Source organism: Schleiferia thermophila (assembly GCF_003337435.1).
Lineage (GTDB): Bacteria > Bacteroidota > Bacteroidia > Flavobacteriales > Schleiferiaceae > Schleiferia > Schleiferia thermophila.
Window position 1 is genome coordinate 302,342 of the sequence record NZ_QPJS01000002.1, and the last position, 14,646, is coordinate 316,987.

The 14,646-nt window shown below is 40.4% G+C and carries 16 protein-coding genes; 12 read left to right on the forward strand and 4 right to left on the reverse strand.

Going from position 1 to position 14,646, the window contains the following annotated elements:
* Positions 1–8: 8 nt before the first annotated feature.
* From DES35_RS06465 to pepE, 7 genes are read left to right on the forward strand one after another with little or no spacing between them, the layout of a single operon-like run.
* Complete coding sequence (locus DES35_RS06465) at positions 9–959, forward strand: class I SAM-dependent methyltransferase (protein WP_051889196.1); 951 nt, start codon at positions 9–11, stop codon at positions 957–959.
* A complete protein-coding gene (locus DES35_RS06470; protein ID WP_037357288.1) occupies positions 952–1,740 on the forward strand; it encodes a class I SAM-dependent methyltransferase in 789 nt (262 codons plus the stop codon). Before DES35_RS06465 ends, DES35_RS06470 begins: the two co-directional genes overlap by 8 nt.
* The gene (locus DES35_RS06475) at positions 1,727–2,779 is read left to right on the forward strand and encodes a glycosyltransferase family 4 protein (RefSeq protein WP_114366145.1); all 1,053 of its coding nucleotides are present in this window, start codon (positions 1,727–1,729) and stop codon (positions 2,777–2,779) included. The genes DES35_RS06470 and DES35_RS06475 overlap by 14 nt, the downstream gene beginning before the upstream one ends.
* Positions 2,776–4,200, forward strand: a complete 1,425-nt coding sequence (locus DES35_RS06480; RefSeq protein ID WP_114366146.1) for a TolC family protein — start codon at positions 2,776–2,778, stop codon at positions 4,198–4,200. Before DES35_RS06475 ends, DES35_RS06480 begins: the two co-directional genes overlap by 4 nt.
* 5 nt (positions 4,201–4,205) lie before the next feature.
* Positions 4,206–5,465, forward strand: a complete 1,260-nt coding sequence (locus DES35_RS06485; protein WP_037357292.1) for an efflux RND transporter periplasmic adaptor subunit — start codon at positions 4,206–4,208, stop codon at positions 5,463–5,465.
* The gene (tsaB, locus tag DES35_RS06490) at positions 5,465–6,118 is read left to right on the forward strand and encodes a tRNA (adenosine(37)-N6)-threonylcarbamoyltransferase complex dimerization subunit type 1 TsaB (protein ID WP_037357293.1); all 654 of its coding nucleotides are present in this window, start codon (positions 5,465–5,467) and stop codon (positions 6,116–6,118) included. Before DES35_RS06485 ends, tsaB begins: the two co-directional genes overlap by 1 nt.
* Before the next feature lie 47 nt (positions 6,119–6,165).
* Positions 6,166–6,864 (forward strand): dipeptidase PepE, encoded by a 699-nt coding sequence (pepE, locus tag DES35_RS06495; RefSeq protein WP_114366252.1) that lies wholly within the window; start codon positions 6,166–6,168, stop codon positions 6,862–6,864.
* On the opposite strand, the gene DES35_RS06500 is transcribed toward pepE, so the two are convergent.
* Complete coding sequence (locus tag DES35_RS06500; protein WP_170125715.1) at positions 6,805–9,384, reverse strand: heavy metal translocating P-type ATPase; 2,580 nt, start codon at positions 9,382–9,384, stop codon at positions 6,805–6,807. The genes pepE and DES35_RS06500 overlap by 60 nt on opposite strands.
* Here DES35_RS06500 and DES35_RS06505 point away from each other — a divergent pair.
* Genes DES35_RS06505 through cmk form a run of 5 tightly spaced genes read left to right on the forward strand, consistent with a single transcriptional unit; the run spans position 9,383 to position 12,834 of the window.
* The gene (locus DES35_RS06505; protein WP_037357298.1) at positions 9,383–10,090 is read left to right on the forward strand and encodes a Crp/Fnr family transcriptional regulator; all 708 of its coding nucleotides are present in this window, start codon (positions 9,383–9,385) and stop codon (positions 10,088–10,090) included. The genes DES35_RS06500 and DES35_RS06505 overlap by 2 nt on opposite strands.
* Before the next feature lie 12 nt (positions 10,091–10,102).
* Positions 10,103–11,170: an alkane 1-monooxygenase gene (locus DES35_RS06510; RefSeq protein WP_051889199.1), complete on the forward strand. Its 1,068-nt coding sequence runs from the start codon at positions 10,103–10,105 to the stop codon at positions 11,168–11,170.
* Positions 11,133–11,558, forward strand: a complete 426-nt coding sequence (locus DES35_RS06515) for a PaaI family thioesterase (RefSeq protein ID WP_037357299.1) — start codon at positions 11,133–11,135, stop codon at positions 11,556–11,558. Before DES35_RS06510 ends, DES35_RS06515 begins: the two co-directional genes overlap by 38 nt.
* A gap of 26 nt (positions 11,559–11,584) precedes the next feature.
* Positions 11,585–12,127 carry a hypothetical protein gene (locus DES35_RS06520; RefSeq protein WP_037357302.1) on the forward strand — a complete coding sequence of 181 codons (543 nt, stop codon included), beginning with the start codon at positions 11,585–11,587 and terminating at the stop codon, positions 12,125–12,127.
* On the forward strand, positions 12,124–12,834 hold the full coding sequence (gene cmk, locus DES35_RS06525; protein WP_114366148.1) for a (d)CMP kinase: 711 nt from the start codon (positions 12,124–12,126) through the stop codon (positions 12,832–12,834). The genes DES35_RS06520 and cmk overlap by 4 nt, the downstream gene beginning before the upstream one ends.
* Here the strand turns inward: cmk and DES35_RS06530 are convergent.
* The 3 genes from DES35_RS06530 to DES35_RS06540 all read right to left on the reverse strand — a co-directional run bounded on the left by DES35_RS06530 (position 12,831) and on the right by DES35_RS06540 (position 14,638).
* Positions 12,831–13,118, reverse strand: a complete 288-nt coding sequence (locus tag DES35_RS06530) for an acyl-CoA-binding protein (protein ID WP_114366149.1) — start codon at positions 13,116–13,118, stop codon at positions 12,831–12,833. The genes cmk and DES35_RS06530 overlap by 4 nt on opposite strands.
* Before the next feature lie 104 nt (positions 13,119–13,222).
* Positions 13,223–13,552, reverse strand: coding sequence for an FtsB family cell division protein (locus DES35_RS06535; protein WP_037357308.1), 330 nt, complete (start codon positions 13,550–13,552; stop codon positions 13,223–13,225).
* 72 nt (positions 13,553–13,624) lie between these two features.
* On the reverse strand, positions 13,625–14,638 hold the full coding sequence (locus DES35_RS06540; protein ID WP_114366150.1) for a 2-oxoacid:ferredoxin oxidoreductase subunit beta: 1,014 nt from the start codon (positions 14,636–14,638) through the stop codon (positions 13,625–13,627).
* Positions 14,639–14,646: the final 8 nt, after the last annotated feature.

A 14,646-nucleotide genomic window follows, 5' to 3' on the forward strand; every position in this document is an offset into this window, starting at 1 on the left:
TTCGGTTGATGTCGATAAATTTCTACGACAAAAAGTCGCATACTCATTTTAAAAAGAATACAGATAGATTGGTAGCAGAGAACACCAGAGAAGTGCCAATCATCAATTACATCCCTCGTTTTGTAAGCGCGGATGGATACTCATCGGCTTTTGGCTTACAATGGAAAACTTTTAGCTGCCTTCAGTTAGACAGTTATACAGGGACAGAAATTTCAAAGAAGAGAATCTTGGAAGCCCTGAGCCACTCACTGGAATGGCTGCATGATAAAACAGTACTTGAAGCCGGAAGCGGAGGAGGCAGATTTACAGAATGGCTTAAAAAGTATTGTAAAGAGCTGTATACTTTTGATTTAAGTCGGGCCATTGAGGTCAATTATCAATGGAATAAAGCCGATAATGTGGTCTTCTTTCAGGCTGATATTCTCGATATACCATTGCCTGACAAGAGCTTTGATGTGGTGTTTTGCCTGGGAGTCATTCAGCACACACCTGATTCCAAAAAAGCAATTCAGGAATTGTGGAGAACTGTTAAACCTGGAGGAATTCTTGTGGCCGATCACTATCACTTCAGATGGGCATATTACACAACCAGTATTCCTGTATATAGATTTTTTCTCAAAAGGATGAATCCAGAAAGATCTCTAAAAATTATAGAAAAACTTGTAACTATATTTTTTCCTCTACATTGGAGATTGAGACATTCCAAAGTAGGTAGGTGGCTCTTGGGACACTTTTCACCTATACTTACCAATATTGATACTTTTGAACAAAAAGGATATGCATTTAATAAGCAAACCAGTGTACTGGAAAGTTACGACGCTCTAACCGATTACTACAAAAGACTCATCAAAAAGTCTGAACTTATCAAGATATTGAGTTCACTGCCTGACCTTGCTTCCTTTGACATCAAACGAGGAAGTAACGGATGGGTTTTTAAAGTTGTAAAAAGTCATGGATAAAACCTCACCGGAATATTGGGATGAATTTTGGAAAACCAATCGCATTCCTAAGGAAATACAAATACAAAAATTTGACATAAATACATATCTTTACAGAGAATTTGATGCATTTTTCAGAAAATTTATTGAGCCAAACAGCGATCTGAGTCTAATTGAACTTGGATGTGGCAACAGTGTGTGGCTTCCCTATTTCAAAAAGGAATTTTTGTTTAGAATATCAGGTCTGGACTATTCAAGGTTGGGCTGTGAACGTAGTCGGATGATTTTAGATTACTACAATGTAGAGGGAGCAATTTTTGAAGGAAATTTACTGACCCCACCCACCCATCTGATTTCTAATTTTGACATAGTAGTAAGTTTTGGTGTAATTGAGCATTTTCAAGATATTGTAGAAGTACTTAAAGCGCATGCGTTATTTCTTAAAAAAAACGGAAAGATTTTCGTGTCTGTACCAAACATGCATGGGTTCCCGGGCTGGTATCAAAAAATCATGAATAAAGAAGTGTTTGACGCTCATGTGCCGATAGATAAAGATAAGCTGATGGAAGCACTCAGCAAAGCTGGATTTAAAAATACAAAAGCAGAATATCTGCTTCCTGTCGCTGTATCTGCACAAATTGAAGGAAGTAAACCGGATAAATTTATTCAGGTAAAAAAAGCCCTCACACTCAATTTATCTAGGCTATCAAAAATATTTTGGGCTATGGAGATTTTTTCTGGTGTAAGACTTCCGCGAACTAAATTATTTAGCCCTGCATTAATTGCCTATGGAGAAAAATAAACTCATATACATTTATCCTAAGCAATCTCCATTTATCCAAAAAGATATTGACTTTCTCAGTACGCATTATCTTCTGAAGATAAATGTGTTTCATGTACAAAATAAAGCATTACTTCCCGTTCGATTGGTTCAGCAGCTGATTTTTCTAATTAAGGAAAGAAAAAATACTAAAATTGTTCTTTGTAGATTTGGGGGGTATCACAATTTGATTCCCTCTGTTTTATCAAATATATTTAAGTGGAAAATCGTACTAATTTTCGGGGGAGTCGAATGTCATTGTTTCCCTGAAATACAGTATGGTTTTTATTTGAATCCTCTGCTTAGAAAAATACTTGGATATGCTATTAAAAAGGCCAGTAAAATTCTCGTAGTTCATTGGTCTCTATATGAGGGTAAATATGAGTACTTCCCTACCAGATGTAGACAGGGACTAAAGGAGTTGTATTCGCTATCCGATGAAAAAGTCACAGAGCTAAAAAATGGATATGAATCTACTATTTTTTTCAACCAGAAACTGGATAGAAAACCGAATAGCTTCATAACGGCTGCTGGGGAGATAAATCGACAAACGTACTATCTTAAAGGTATAGATTTAATCTTAGAACTGGCGAAAAACCTACCTGATATACAAATAACAATCGTAGGAAAATATCTGCTAAGTACGACACATCTGCCTGATAACATAACCATTCATCCCTGGTGTGAACAAAGAGAATTGTCTAATTTGTACAATCAACACCAGTTTTACTTGCAACTGTCGATCGCCGAAGGTTTTCCAAATGCATTATGTGAGGCCATGCTCTGTGGTTGTGTGCCAATTGGTTCAGCCGTTTTTGGTATTCCGGAAATCATTGGCGATGCAGGTTTTTTGGTCAAAAGAAAAAGCTCAGATGAATTAGTTAAACTTATATTAAACTGTAAACAGACGGACCTTCCGGCTCTATCAATAAAGGCAGAAAAAAGAATTAGAAATACTTTTGATTTGCAAAAGCGAAATGAACAATTTTTAACCATCTTAAACTCCCTGGGAGAGTCATGATAAAATTTGCGGTCTGGACTATCGCCTTTTTCCTTTGTCCCCATATGCTATTGGCGCAGCGTCCATTGGATTTTCAAGCATGTCTGGAGCTGGCCAATTCGAGAAATCTGAATGTAAAACAAGCTGTTCTCAACAAACAAAGAGCTGAGTCGCAGTTGAACGTAGCCCGTTATGCATTTTCGCCTTCACTTAACGGACAATTTGGATACACATTCAACTTCGGCTTGAATATAGACCCGGTAAGAAACGTCATCGGACGGGAAACCAGACAAATAGGAAACATTGGCTTAAATACACAATGGGTTCTCTTTGATGGCTGGCAAAACTTCAACAATCTGAAACGAACAGAACTGAATCTACAGGCGGAAACAGAAAACATTGAAAGCATAAAAAACGATTTGACGCTCAATGTGGCCCAGGCATACTTACAGGTGCTCGTAAATGAAGAGCTTAAACGTGTAGCCCAACAGCAACTGTCACTTACTGACAAACAAGTCAAACGTACCGAAGAACTTGTAAAATCCGGCATACTACCCGATGTTAACCTGCAGGAAATCCAGGCCCAATACTACAGAGAACAGCAAAACCTCGTACTTGCTGAAAACAATCTGGACATAGCCCGGGTGCAACTGGCCAACCTGCTCATGCTGAACGATTTCGAAGATCTTCAAATAAAGCCATTGCCAGCTGACATCCCTCTCAATGATTACTCAACCTACTCACCATCAGACATTTACAGAGAGGCCGCTGAAAACAACCCGACTCTTAAAACTGCTCAACTGAGAGAAGCCGTAAGCGAATACGAAGTTAAACAAGCCATAGGAACAAGATTTCCACTGATAGCTCTGGTGGCAGGGATCTCAACAAACTATGCCAACTCTGTACCTAATATCAAAGGGAATGAAAATGTGACCATTCCCATTGGAATTACACAAGATGGGGTGCCTGTCTTTACCACCATTTCACAGCCGGTGATTGATTCCGAAAGACCTATCAAACCCTTTAATGCGCAGGTAGTTGATAACATCAATGAGTTTCTCGGCATATCAATTCAGATTCCCCTTTGGTCGAGATATCAAATTTCGAATACTGTAAACAATGCACGCATCAACCTTGAGTTGAGCAGACTTAACTACACTCAGGCTCAAATCAGCTTTTATCAGAACATTCAGCAGGCACACGCACAGTTTCTGGCTTCTAAAGCCGGACTGGACGCGGCTACCAAAGCGGAGAGGGCCGCGAAAACAGCCTATGAAAATGCTGAACAGAGATTCAACAACGGATTGCTTGATCAGGTACAGCTTGAAACGTTTAAAATAAACTTTTCAAACGCCCAAAGTCAGCGCATCAGAGCTCAGTATGAATACATCTTGCGTTCAAAAATTATAGAATTTCTTTTAACCAACAACATTACCCTCTGAAATCCATGAAGAAAAAGACCGTTGTTATTCTGGTGGCTGCAGCAGGCATCATCGCATTGGTTGCTTTGCGAAAAATGGGATTGCTTGGCAGCGTAGAGCAGACGTTTGAAGTAGAAACAGCAGTGGTGGACAGAGGTGATATTGTAGAGACGGTAACAGCATCAGGCAAAGTACAGCCGGTAACTATGGTTAAAATCAGTCCTGAAGTTCCTGGGGAGGTCATAGAAGTGCTGGTGAAAGAAGGTCAACAGGTAGAAAAAGGACAATTGTTGTTGAAAATAAACCCAGATATCTACCTGGCAGCAGTAAAAAGAGCCGAAGCCGCCCTGAACTCTGCCAAAGCCAACTTGCTGACCTCAAAGGCCACCTTAGCCGAAGCAGAGAAAAATTACAAACGAAATCTTCCACTAAAAACTTCAGGGGTCATATCTGCAGGAGAATTTGACGTGATAGAAAGGGCCTTTCAGGTTGCCAAATATCAAGCTGAAGCCGCTGAATATCAACTAAAAAGCGCCGAAGCTACGTATATAGAGGCAAATGACAACCTCAGACGCACCACCATATATGCTCCCATCAGTGGATTGGTCAGCAAGCTAAGTGTAGAAGTAGGCGAAAGGGTAGTGGGCACTGCCCAAATGGCTGGCACAGAAGTAATGAGAATTGTTGATTTATCTGAGCTTGAGGTAGTGACCGAAGTAAATGAAAACGACATCAACAAAGTAAAAATAGGGGACTCGACGTTGATAGAGGTAGATGCCGTATCAGACAAGCCATTTTGGGGCCAGGTTACGAGAGTTGCCTATTCATCGACTACTGCCATCACAGGACAACAAATATCGGCCGATCAGATTACCAATTTTGAAGTCAGAATCCGGATAAGCCCTGAATCCTATGCCGAACTACAGAAAATAGTAAAACACCCCTTCAAGCCAGGGATGAGCGCTTCCGTTGAAATATTCTGCGAAAAAGTAGAAAATGCCATTAGGGTTCCTGTAAGGGCTGTCACAGTGAGGTCAGACTCAGCCACTGCCAAAACAAAGGTCTCCTCTGGTTCTGAAGATGAATTATTTGAATGTGTGTTTCTGGCAAATGGCAACAGAGCCGTAATCCGAAAAGTCAGCATCGGAATTCAAGACGAAAATTTTTTCGAAGTAAAAGACGGTCTGAAAGAAGGCGATCTCGTCATCTCAGGTCCATTTGAAATAGTTAACCAAAGGTTGAAAAACAATTCGGCCATTAAAATAAAATCAAACAAAAAGAAATAATGGCGTTACTCGCAATCGATACTTCCACATCGCTTTGCAGCATTGCCCTTAAAACAAATCGCGGAATCCAATGCATTGAAAGTGTATTAACCAACCATACACACTCAGACAAGATTTTTGAATTTACAGAGCAACTGCTGGAGGAAAATTCATTGAAATTCTCTGATATAAAAGGTATTGTCACTGGCCTCGGACCTGGTTCATACACAGGACTCAGGGTCAGTGCTTCTGCTGTGAAAGGCTGGGCTTTTGGGCTTGATATACCTGTGTATGGAGTTAGCAGCCTTGAATTAATTTATAAAGCTATAGAGAGTAAAAACTTTCTGACCGAGGATGAGTTGGTAATTGTAGCCATCGATGCAAGAAGAATGGAAGTCTATGCCTCTGCTTTTGAAAAATGTATGAACCCGGTGTTCACAAACCTTGCGGTTAAAGTTTCAGCGGAAACATGGAAAGATCTGTCTATAAAGTATAAAAAAATCATTGTTGCTGGGGTGGGAGTTTCTAAACTTCGAAATGTATTGATGTGGCCAAATCTTCAACTAGTCGATGGCGTCTATCCCTCGGCAAAATATGCTTTTGATCTAATAGCCGACCCCTTACACCTGGCCTGCTTTGAGCCAATTTATGTGAAACAATTTGGAGAATTGTAGATATATTGCTCATTAAAAAAGTACCTGTATCATCAATATTACCTCTCATGAAACTGTTGTTAGCAAGTACATCAAAGCTCTTTGGTCAGAAATATTTAGAATATTTAAGAGAGGAAATAGAGGTCTTTTTCAATCACACAGACCAGATTGTATTTGTGCCATATGCCAGGCCCGGAGCCATCAGCTGGGACGATTACACGGCCATAGCCAGAGAAGGGTTTTTACCATTCCGAATCAAGGTAAAAGGAATTCACGAGCTGGATCATCCTTTTCGACAGTTGAGTGATTTTGGAGGAATTTTTACAGGTGGTGGCAACACATTTCTTTTACTTAAAACGCTTTATGAAACTGAACACTTTACATTACTGCGTGAAAAAGTAATCAACGGAGCTCCATATATGGGCAGCAGCGCCGGCTCGAATGTCGCTGGTTTAAGTATTGGCACTACCAACGACATGCCTATCGTGTATCCGCCTGATTTTGCAGCTTTTGGTTTTGTGCCTTTTAACATCAATCCACACTACGTGGATCCTGATCCCACCAGCAGGCACATGGGTGAAACGCGTGAGCAGAGAATTCTTGAATTTCACCATTTTAATCCCCAGCCCGTGATAGGTCTGAGAGAAGGTAGTTGGATCCAAGTGAGTGACAAGCTGTTTGAGTTAAAAGGTCCTTACACAGCACGCTTATTCCGAAGGGACAGCATCCCCATAGAGCTTGAGCCTGGCAGATTTGACCTGAACTAGCGAGTCGTTAGTAGTTTTGTATAAAAGTTTTTGAGCGCCTGAGGTTGTTTTAAGTACGACATATCCGACTACTGTTATTGAGCTGATTGGCATTAAAATGGCACAAACAATGGGTTCAAGAACTCCGGCTAGTGCAAACCCAAGCCCTGCCAAGTTGTACAAAAGGCTGATTACAAAGCTTTGTTTAATTGTTTTTACGGTGTAACGCGCTGCATGTATAAAGGAGTGAAGCTGGTGAAGGCTGGAAGCCTGCAAGATGGCATCGCATGCAGGCGAAAATGAATAAATATCCTCAGCTACACTTATTCCCATATGGCTCACCATCAGGGCACCGGCATCGTTGAGTCCATCACCGGCCATAAGCGTCTTTACACCTTTTTTTTCTAGATTTTCAATGTACTTGAGTTTGTCTGTTGGCTTTTGATTAAAGATGATTTCTGCTTTCGGTGGCAACAGTTTTTTTAAGTAAGGCAGTTCTCTGTCATTATCGCCACTCAATATAGTAATAGGATAATCTTTGATAGCCAGAAAGAGTTTTTCAATATTTGGTCTGTATTTGTTTCTGATTTCAAAATATCCCAGATATCTGCCATCTATTTCGACATGAACCTCTGACGAATTGGTATCAGCACCTACAGTCTCAGCATTTTTCACATACGTACTGCTACCAATTTTTACTTTGAGGCCATTTACCACACCGGTCATTCCATGTCCTTTGATTTCTTCAAAGTAGTCAATTACTGCTTTGGATGCAGGCAGATTTTTTGACAATATTCTGCTTAGTGGGTGCAGAGAGTTTTCGGTAATAGCCCTCACCAGACTCGCCTCTTCTCTTGTAATTGTACCTGAAAAAGAAACCTCTCCCTCAGAGGAGATGGTCAGGGTGCCAGTTTTATCAAACACAAAATGCTGAATATCAGATAGCTTCTCTACAGTTGGGGCATCTTTCAGGTACAATCCCTTCCTGCCGAGATGCAGCATCATAGTGCTCTCAGCAAATGGAGCTGCCAGTGCCAAAGCGCATGGACAGGCCACAATAAGCACTGCTGTAAGCACATTCAAGGCAGTAGAAGCATCAAAGGGAAGCCATGCTAAAAATCCACCTAATGCAACAACCAGCAACCAAAGGGTAAATCGCTTGCTGATTTTATCGGTAAGGTCTTTAATGAGTTTTATGTCTTTTTTGTGCGTGTGTTGATTCCACACACCGGTCAGATAGCTTTGATCAAGGGGCTTAAGAGACTTTACCAGAATTCGCTCGCCTTTTTGACGGCCACCGGCATAAATTCGATCACCGGGATTTTTTACTAATGGAATGGCTTCACCTGTCACAAAGGAATTGTCAATCAATGCTTTGCCCTCTACTAATATAGCGTCAACTGGTACAATTTCATCGCTGTGAATTCGGAGGAAATCGCCTTGTTCGATTTTGCCAATTGCAACAATCTCCTCACTGCCATCTTCCTTGACACGAGTAACAGCCATCGGAAAATAAGCCGCATAATCCCTGTCAAACGAAAGTCTTTCATATGTTTTTCTCTGGTAATATTTTCCGATAAGCAGAAAAAAGAGGAGGCCTGCAAGTGAGTCAAAAAAACCGGGTTCGTTCAAAATAAAAACCTCATAGAGACTTCTAAAGAAAATGATCAGGATACCCAGAACTATTGGAACATCTATGTTGATTACTTTATTTCTCAGACCTGCCCATGCACTTTTGTAATATTCCTGGGATGAATAAAGCACTACCGGGAGCGACAGAACCATACTTACAAAACGAAAGTACCGAGCATAATTTTCGTCCCCGATATTGTTCATTCCTAGATATTCCGGTATCGACAGAAGCATGATGTTTCCAAAACAAAAGCCAGCTACAGCCAACTGATAGATCAGCGAACGGTCATAAGAGTGGTTTTTCTTGTTTTCCCCTTGCACATCAGCTAAAGAAAGGGACGGTGGATAACCCAGATAACTAAGCAACTCAGCAAGATCTGAAAGTTTTATATCTGCTTCTCTGTAAGTGATTTGTGCAGTTCTTTTTGGAAAATTTACCACCACTGAAAGGACTCCTTTATGCAGTTTAGGGAGGTTTTCCAATAGCCATACGCACGAACTACAGTGAATTTTCGGAAGATTCCAACGTACTACTGCTATTCCGCCGTCTTTAAAAGACAGGATTTTCTCCGCTATTTCCTTATTATCTAAGTAATCATATCTGCCCTTTCCACCGGTTTTATGTTTCATGGTAACCCCGGCCGAAGGATTCAGGAGATAAAAATTCTCCAGAGAATTTTCTTTCAGTATCTGATAAACCTGCTTACATCCATGACAGCAAAAAGCTTTATTATCAAAATCAACCCTTTCGTCTTCAATGGATTCACCGCAATGAAAGCAATAGTCTCCCATATCACCCAATTCTTCACAAAGATTTGAATGTGAGGGACGGTAAACGATGATAAAACTCAATAAAACATCCCAATTATCATAAAAGTTTGCTATTTTTGTCATATCAATAAATGCCATGAAATCAGACATTCCACTGTCATGTAACACATGTGTTACATTTAAAATATCGCAGCTCAGAGCGCTTCACAACGGTGAGCTGGACTTCATCGAGAGGGAGAAAGGTTGCTCTTTCTTTAAAAAAGGACAGACCCTTCTGGTTGAGGGCAGCAGGAACAACGGAGTCTACTGTATTCATAAAGGCAAAGTAAAAATTACCCGGATGGGTCCAGAGGGGAAGGAACAAATTATACGGTTTGGGAAAGAAGGAGACTTGATCGGGTACAGATCGCTCCTCAGTGGAGAGCCCGTAAGTGCATCAGTATATGCTATGGAAGAGACCCATGCATGTTTTCTCCCCAAGCACGTACTTTTTCATTTTATTCAAAGCAACCCGGCTTTTACCCTTGACCTTATGAAACTGGCCTGTAAAGATCTCGGTGATGCGGGAAAAATTATCACAAATCTGGCTCAAAAATCCGTTAGAGAGCGTCTCGCAGAAGTGCTTTTGATTATTTACAATACCTTCGGAGAAGATGAGGAAGGTTGTCTAAATGTGACCATAACCCGGGAAGAAATTGCCAATATGGTGGGCACTGCCACCGAAACCGTTATACGGCTACTTTCAGAATTCAAAGACGACCACCTTATTGAAAACAAAGGAAGAAAAATCAAATTGCTCAATAGAAGAGAACTTGCCCACATCGGAAACGTTTACGATTACTAAACGGCTAACAAGATGAGACGCTACAGGTATTTGCTTGCATTTACCATTACGCTATCTACATTAGTCTCATTTCAACTTACTGGCTGGTTGTCGTTTGCAACAGTTGTTTATGCTTTTGGAATTTTGCCTCTTCTGGAATTGATTTTACCTCCCGAATCAACAAATTTATCAAAACCAGAGGAAGAAGTTTTTGCTAAAGATAAAATATTCGACTTTTTTATTTTATTGGCTGCATTTTCCCAATTTTCCCTTTTTGTGTATTTCCTTGTAAATGTGTCTCAACTACGCCCCGATGATGTAACTTTTTGGGGTAGATCACTATCCTTTGGGGTTCACACCGGAGTAATGGGCATCAATGTGGGTCATGAACTGGGCCATCGAACAGAAAAATGGATGCAGCGCATTGCCATGGGCTTATTAAGTACATCACTCTATGCACATTTTTATATCGAACACAACTTCGGACACCACAAAAATGTAGGAACTCCTTATGATCCTTCAACTGCCAGATACAACGAGTCGGTATACATCTTTTGGATCAGAGCTGTTTTTACGGGTATTCGTTCAGCTTACCGCATTCAATTGGATATATTAAGGAGGAGAAAACTCCCTTTTAACAGTCGTCACAATTTGTTTTTAATGCTAAGTGCAATACAGATTGCTCTGATTTCCATAGTGTATGGTATCTTTGGATGGATAGGGGTATTGGGTTTTCTAACATCTGCAATCACAGGTTTTCTATTGCTGGAGACAGTTAATTACATTGAGCATTACGGATTGGCCAGAAAAATGGTCTCTGAAAGAAGATATGAAGATGTCAATGTAACACATTCCTGGAATTCGAATCACATCATTGGTCGAAGTGTACTTTTTGAACTCTCAAGACACAGCGACCATCATGAAAATCCACATAGAAAATACCAAATTCTCAAGCACTTTGATCAAAGTCCCCAGATGCCCACAGGGTATCCCGGCATGATGCTGCTCACGCTCATACCGCCCCTCTGGTTTTCAATTATGAATAAAAAAATCAAAATACTTAATGGAAATTTCCAAGGAAGAGCTGCTGTACAAGCTTAATGTACGCCAGCGTACTACTCTGATGGATACACTTCATATTTCCTATACCGATGTAGGTCCAGATTATCTAGTAGCTGAAATGCCAGTTTCACCAGCTGTGCATCAACCATATGGTGTGCTTCACGGCGGAGCCACTGCTGCACTGGCCGAAAGTGTAGGAAGTGCTGCATCAGCACTATTTATCGATCACAACTCACAGGAAGTATATGGAATCGAAATAAGCTGTAACCATTTGAGATCTGTCTCTTCCGGTATGGTGATTGCCACAGCAAAGGCCATTCATATCGGGAGAAGCATTCATCTGTGGGAAATACTGGTAAAAGATACCAATGGAAAGTTGATATCCCATTGTAAACTCACCAATATGGTAGTCAGTAAACGAAATTAAACAGATAACTTTGCTGAAAATTAATCATGTCTGCAAAACATCAAGTAATTGGGTTGTTGGTGGGGTTTGCTATAATAGCAGGGTGCAAGAAAAAAAATACAAGTCAACAAGATCCACCTCTTGCACCACTTAGTGAAATTCTTCCCGGGACCTGGTCCGTTACCGATTTTAGCGGGAGTGCCTCTTTGAATCTTTCAGGGGTTGAATATCAGCTGGAAAGGAGAATAAAAAGCGGTGAGCTGATTGCGGTTTTTCCTTCAGACCTTTCGCAAATGCATTTCAGTGGTGAGGGGATTTTCGAAACGTCTATCAAAGTATCTGGTCAGATTCTGCAGAAAATGGACCAACCATTTAGTTATTCAGAACAAAACACTTTGTATACAATCACTTTCGTTGGTACTAACTCTTTGAACCTCGCTCCTGGTACAGCTTCAGGTGGTGAAACCACTGCCGATATCCGGAGAAACAACACCACTGAAATAGTACTTCTCATAAGCCAGTCAGAAAACATTGAGAATCTTGGACCAATAATCTTTAGGAACGAATACACCCTTCAAAAAAATCCATGAATCTCAAACCCATTACCATTGCAATCGACGGATATTCTTCAACCGGCAAGTCCACACTTGCAAAGGATCTGGCTGTAGCGTTGGGCCTTAATTACATTGACTCAGGAGCTATGTATCGCGCAGTCGCATTATTTGCACTGGAAAACGGCCTAGCCCGAAATGGTAAAGTATCCTCTGAATTAATTAAAATATTAGACAGTATAGATATTTCATTCCATTTCAACCCATTGACCAAAAAAAGCGACACGCTTCTAAATGGAGTAAATGTAGAAGAAAAAATCCGCGAAAAAGCTGTGAGCGACATTGTAAGTGAGGTGGCTGCAATTCCCGAGGTTCGTCGTCATCTGGTGAAACTGCAAAAAAATCTTGGCAAAGGAGGTGGAGTCGTAATGGATGGACGTGATATCGGATCGGTTGTCTTCCCAAATGCGGAGTTAAAAATTTTTATGACCGCCGACGAAGATGTACGGGTAAACAGACGATGGGCTGAATTGAAATCCAAAGGGTATAGCCCTTCATTTGACGAAGTAAGAGAGAATCTACGGCATCGGGACCATCTTGACTCAACCCGGGAGGATAGCCCTTTGACAAGAACAAACGATGCAATATTGCTTGACAATACCAATCTTAATCAAGAAGAACAACTTCAGTTGGCGATAAATTGGGCAAAAAAAGCCGCTGAAGACCTCCCGTGTGTAAAATATTAGACAAACGGTTTTCTTGACAATTTAATGAATTCAACCTTAGCCTCAGAAGCCTCCATTCCTTTGAGTTTTTGCCATGCATCGTGAATCAATGTCTCAAGAACCATAGAAAACCTTTCAGGCCTTTTTCTATTGTTATCACCATGCAGAGCCTGATTTTTGTAGGCCATTAGCAAAACATATACGTCTAGTGGAAAATTCTTTGAACTCACCTGGTGTAATGCCATTTCAAACTCTGTATCCAAAGCTTTTCGGGTTGGCATTATAGCAATTTCATCCAGATACATGAACGATAGTTTGAGTTTTTGATAATTTAGACGAACTCATTTGAAAAAAGGTTAGAGCTGAACACCAATTATTTTGACATTGCGGTAGTTTAAAATGAAAAAACTTAGTCCGATATGTCAATGATATAAATATGCTCCCCTGGTCGCTTGAAGTAATATTGCTCCCTGGCAAATTTTTCAAGCATTTCCGGGTTGCTTTCCAATTGCTTCAACAGTTCTCTGTCCTTTTCAATTTCAGTTTTGTAATATTCGATGCTTCTTTTTGTTTCGGTTATTTCTTTATACAATTTGTAATGAATTTTAAGGGAATGTGTATCTAAGAAAGTCATCCATAGGAGAAAAAAAACTCCAGAAAGAAAATATCTGTTTTTTAGTCGATTAGCTAACGGACTACCGTATACTTTTGACAATTTGATTTTTATCTGGCGAAACATCAACTCGAATTTAAAACATTTAAAACATAACAATTCCTGTTTTCTGAAATATCTTCCAACAGCACCTTGTTACTATTCTACTACCCAGGTGATATTGCCAGCGATCAGCTTACTGATGCTTGCGTCTGTACTTTTGGATTTAGCCAAATTTAATTGGTGATTGACCAGATATTCGTACGTAGGTCTGCTGGTTTGATAAAAAATCCCGAAAGGACGAGGGAAAAATGACTCTGAACCCGGCATTTCAAAAAAATTAGCCAGCATCCATGCTTTGTTCAAATCGCTGGGATCGTGGATCCAAAGGTCGTCAGGAGAGTAGCTTCCATCCAGAGGTACAATTTCTGGCCTACAACCATCTAACCTAATCCCTTTATCACGATTGGTCCCAAAAATCAACGGTTCTCCTTTTATTAGGTTTATCGTTGTTTCTGCTTTTTGATTTTTATCTGAAAAGGCATTAAACGCACCATCGTTAAATACATTGCAATTCTGATATATTTCGACAAATGAAGTACCGCTGTGATTGACTGCCTCTCGAAGTATATATCGAAGATGCTGTGGATCGCGATCAATTGTACGCGCCACAAAAGTGCCCTGGGCTCCCAAAGCCAATGCTATTGGATTTATAGGATGGTCGATAGTACCATATGGCGATGATTTGGTCTTTTTACCAAACTCTGAAGTAGGAGAATATTGACCTTTCGTCAACCCATAAATTTCGTTATTAAAAAGCAGCACCTGAACATCGAGATTCCTTCGCAATAGATGAATGGTGTGATTTCCACCAATAGAAAGGCCATCTCCATCACCAGTGATAATCCATACACTTAATTCGGGTCTAGTCATCTTAAGACCTGTCGCTATGGTTGCAGCTCTCCCGTGAATGCTGTGCATTCCATAGGTATTCATATAATAGGGAAAACGGGAAGAGCATCCGATACCACTTACAAAAACAATTTCCTCTGGCTTTAATCCAGTTTCAGGTAATATCGATTGTACTTGTTTGAGAATGGAATAATCTCCACATCCCGGACACCATTTTACATCCTGGTCACTGGCAAAATCTTTTGCCGTCAAAGTACTCATTTTTCTAA

Bases quoted from the DNA above. Each gene is read 5' to 3' on its own strand.
- DES35_RS06465 (WP_051889196.1), top strand. From the start codon at position 9: ATGTCGATAAATTTCTACGACAAAAAGTCGCATACTCATTTTAAAAAG.
- DES35_RS06470 (WP_037357288.1), top strand. From the start codon at position 952: ATGGATAAAACCTCACCGGAATATTGGGATGAATTTTGGAAAACCAAT.
- DES35_RS06475 (WP_114366145.1), top strand. From the start codon at position 1,727: ATGGAGAAAAATAAACTCATATACATTTATCCTAAGCAATCTCCATTT.
- DES35_RS06480 (WP_114366146.1), top strand. From the start codon at position 2,776: ATGATAAAATTTGCGGTCTGGACTATCGCCTTTTTCCTTTGTCCCCAT.
- DES35_RS06485 (WP_037357292.1), top strand. From the start codon at position 4,206: ATGAAGAAAAAGACCGTTGTTATTCTGGTGGCTGCAGCAGGCATCATC.
- tsaB (WP_037357293.1), top strand. From the start codon at position 5,465: ATGGCGTTACTCGCAATCGATACTTCCACATCGCTTTGCAGCATTGCC.
- pepE (WP_114366252.1), top strand. From the start codon at position 6,166: ATGAAACTGTTGTTAGCAAGTACATCAAAGCTCTTTGGTCAGAAATAT.
- DES35_RS06505 (WP_037357298.1), top strand. From the start codon at position 9,383: ATGAAATCAGACATTCCACTGTCATGTAACACATGTGTTACATTTAAA.
- DES35_RS06500 (WP_170125715.1), bottom strand. From the start codon at position 9,384: ATGGCATTTATTGATATGACAAAAATAGCAAACTTTTATGATAATTGG.
- DES35_RS06510 (WP_051889199.1), top strand. From the start codon at position 10,103: ATGAGACGCTACAGGTATTTGCTTGCATTTACCATTACGCTATCTACA.
- DES35_RS06515 (WP_037357299.1), top strand. From the start codon at position 11,133: ATGGAAATTTCCAAGGAAGAGCTGCTGTACAAGCTTAATGTACGCCAG.
- DES35_RS06520 (WP_037357302.1), top strand. From the start codon at position 11,585: ATGTCTGCAAAACATCAAGTAATTGGGTTGTTGGTGGGGTTTGCTATA.
- cmk (WP_114366148.1), top strand. From the start codon at position 12,124: ATGAATCTCAAACCCATTACCATTGCAATCGACGGATATTCTTCAACC.
- DES35_RS06530 (WP_114366149.1), bottom strand. From the start codon at position 13,118: ATGTATCTGGATGAAATTGCTATAATGCCAACCCGAAAAGCTTTGGAT.
- DES35_RS06535 (WP_037357308.1), bottom strand. From the start codon at position 13,552: ATGTTTCGCCAGATAAAAATCAAATTGTCAAAAGTATACGGTAGTCCG.
- DES35_RS06540 (WP_114366150.1), bottom strand. From the start codon at position 14,638: ATGAGTACTTTGACGGCAAAAGATTTTGCCAGTGACCAGGATGTAAAA.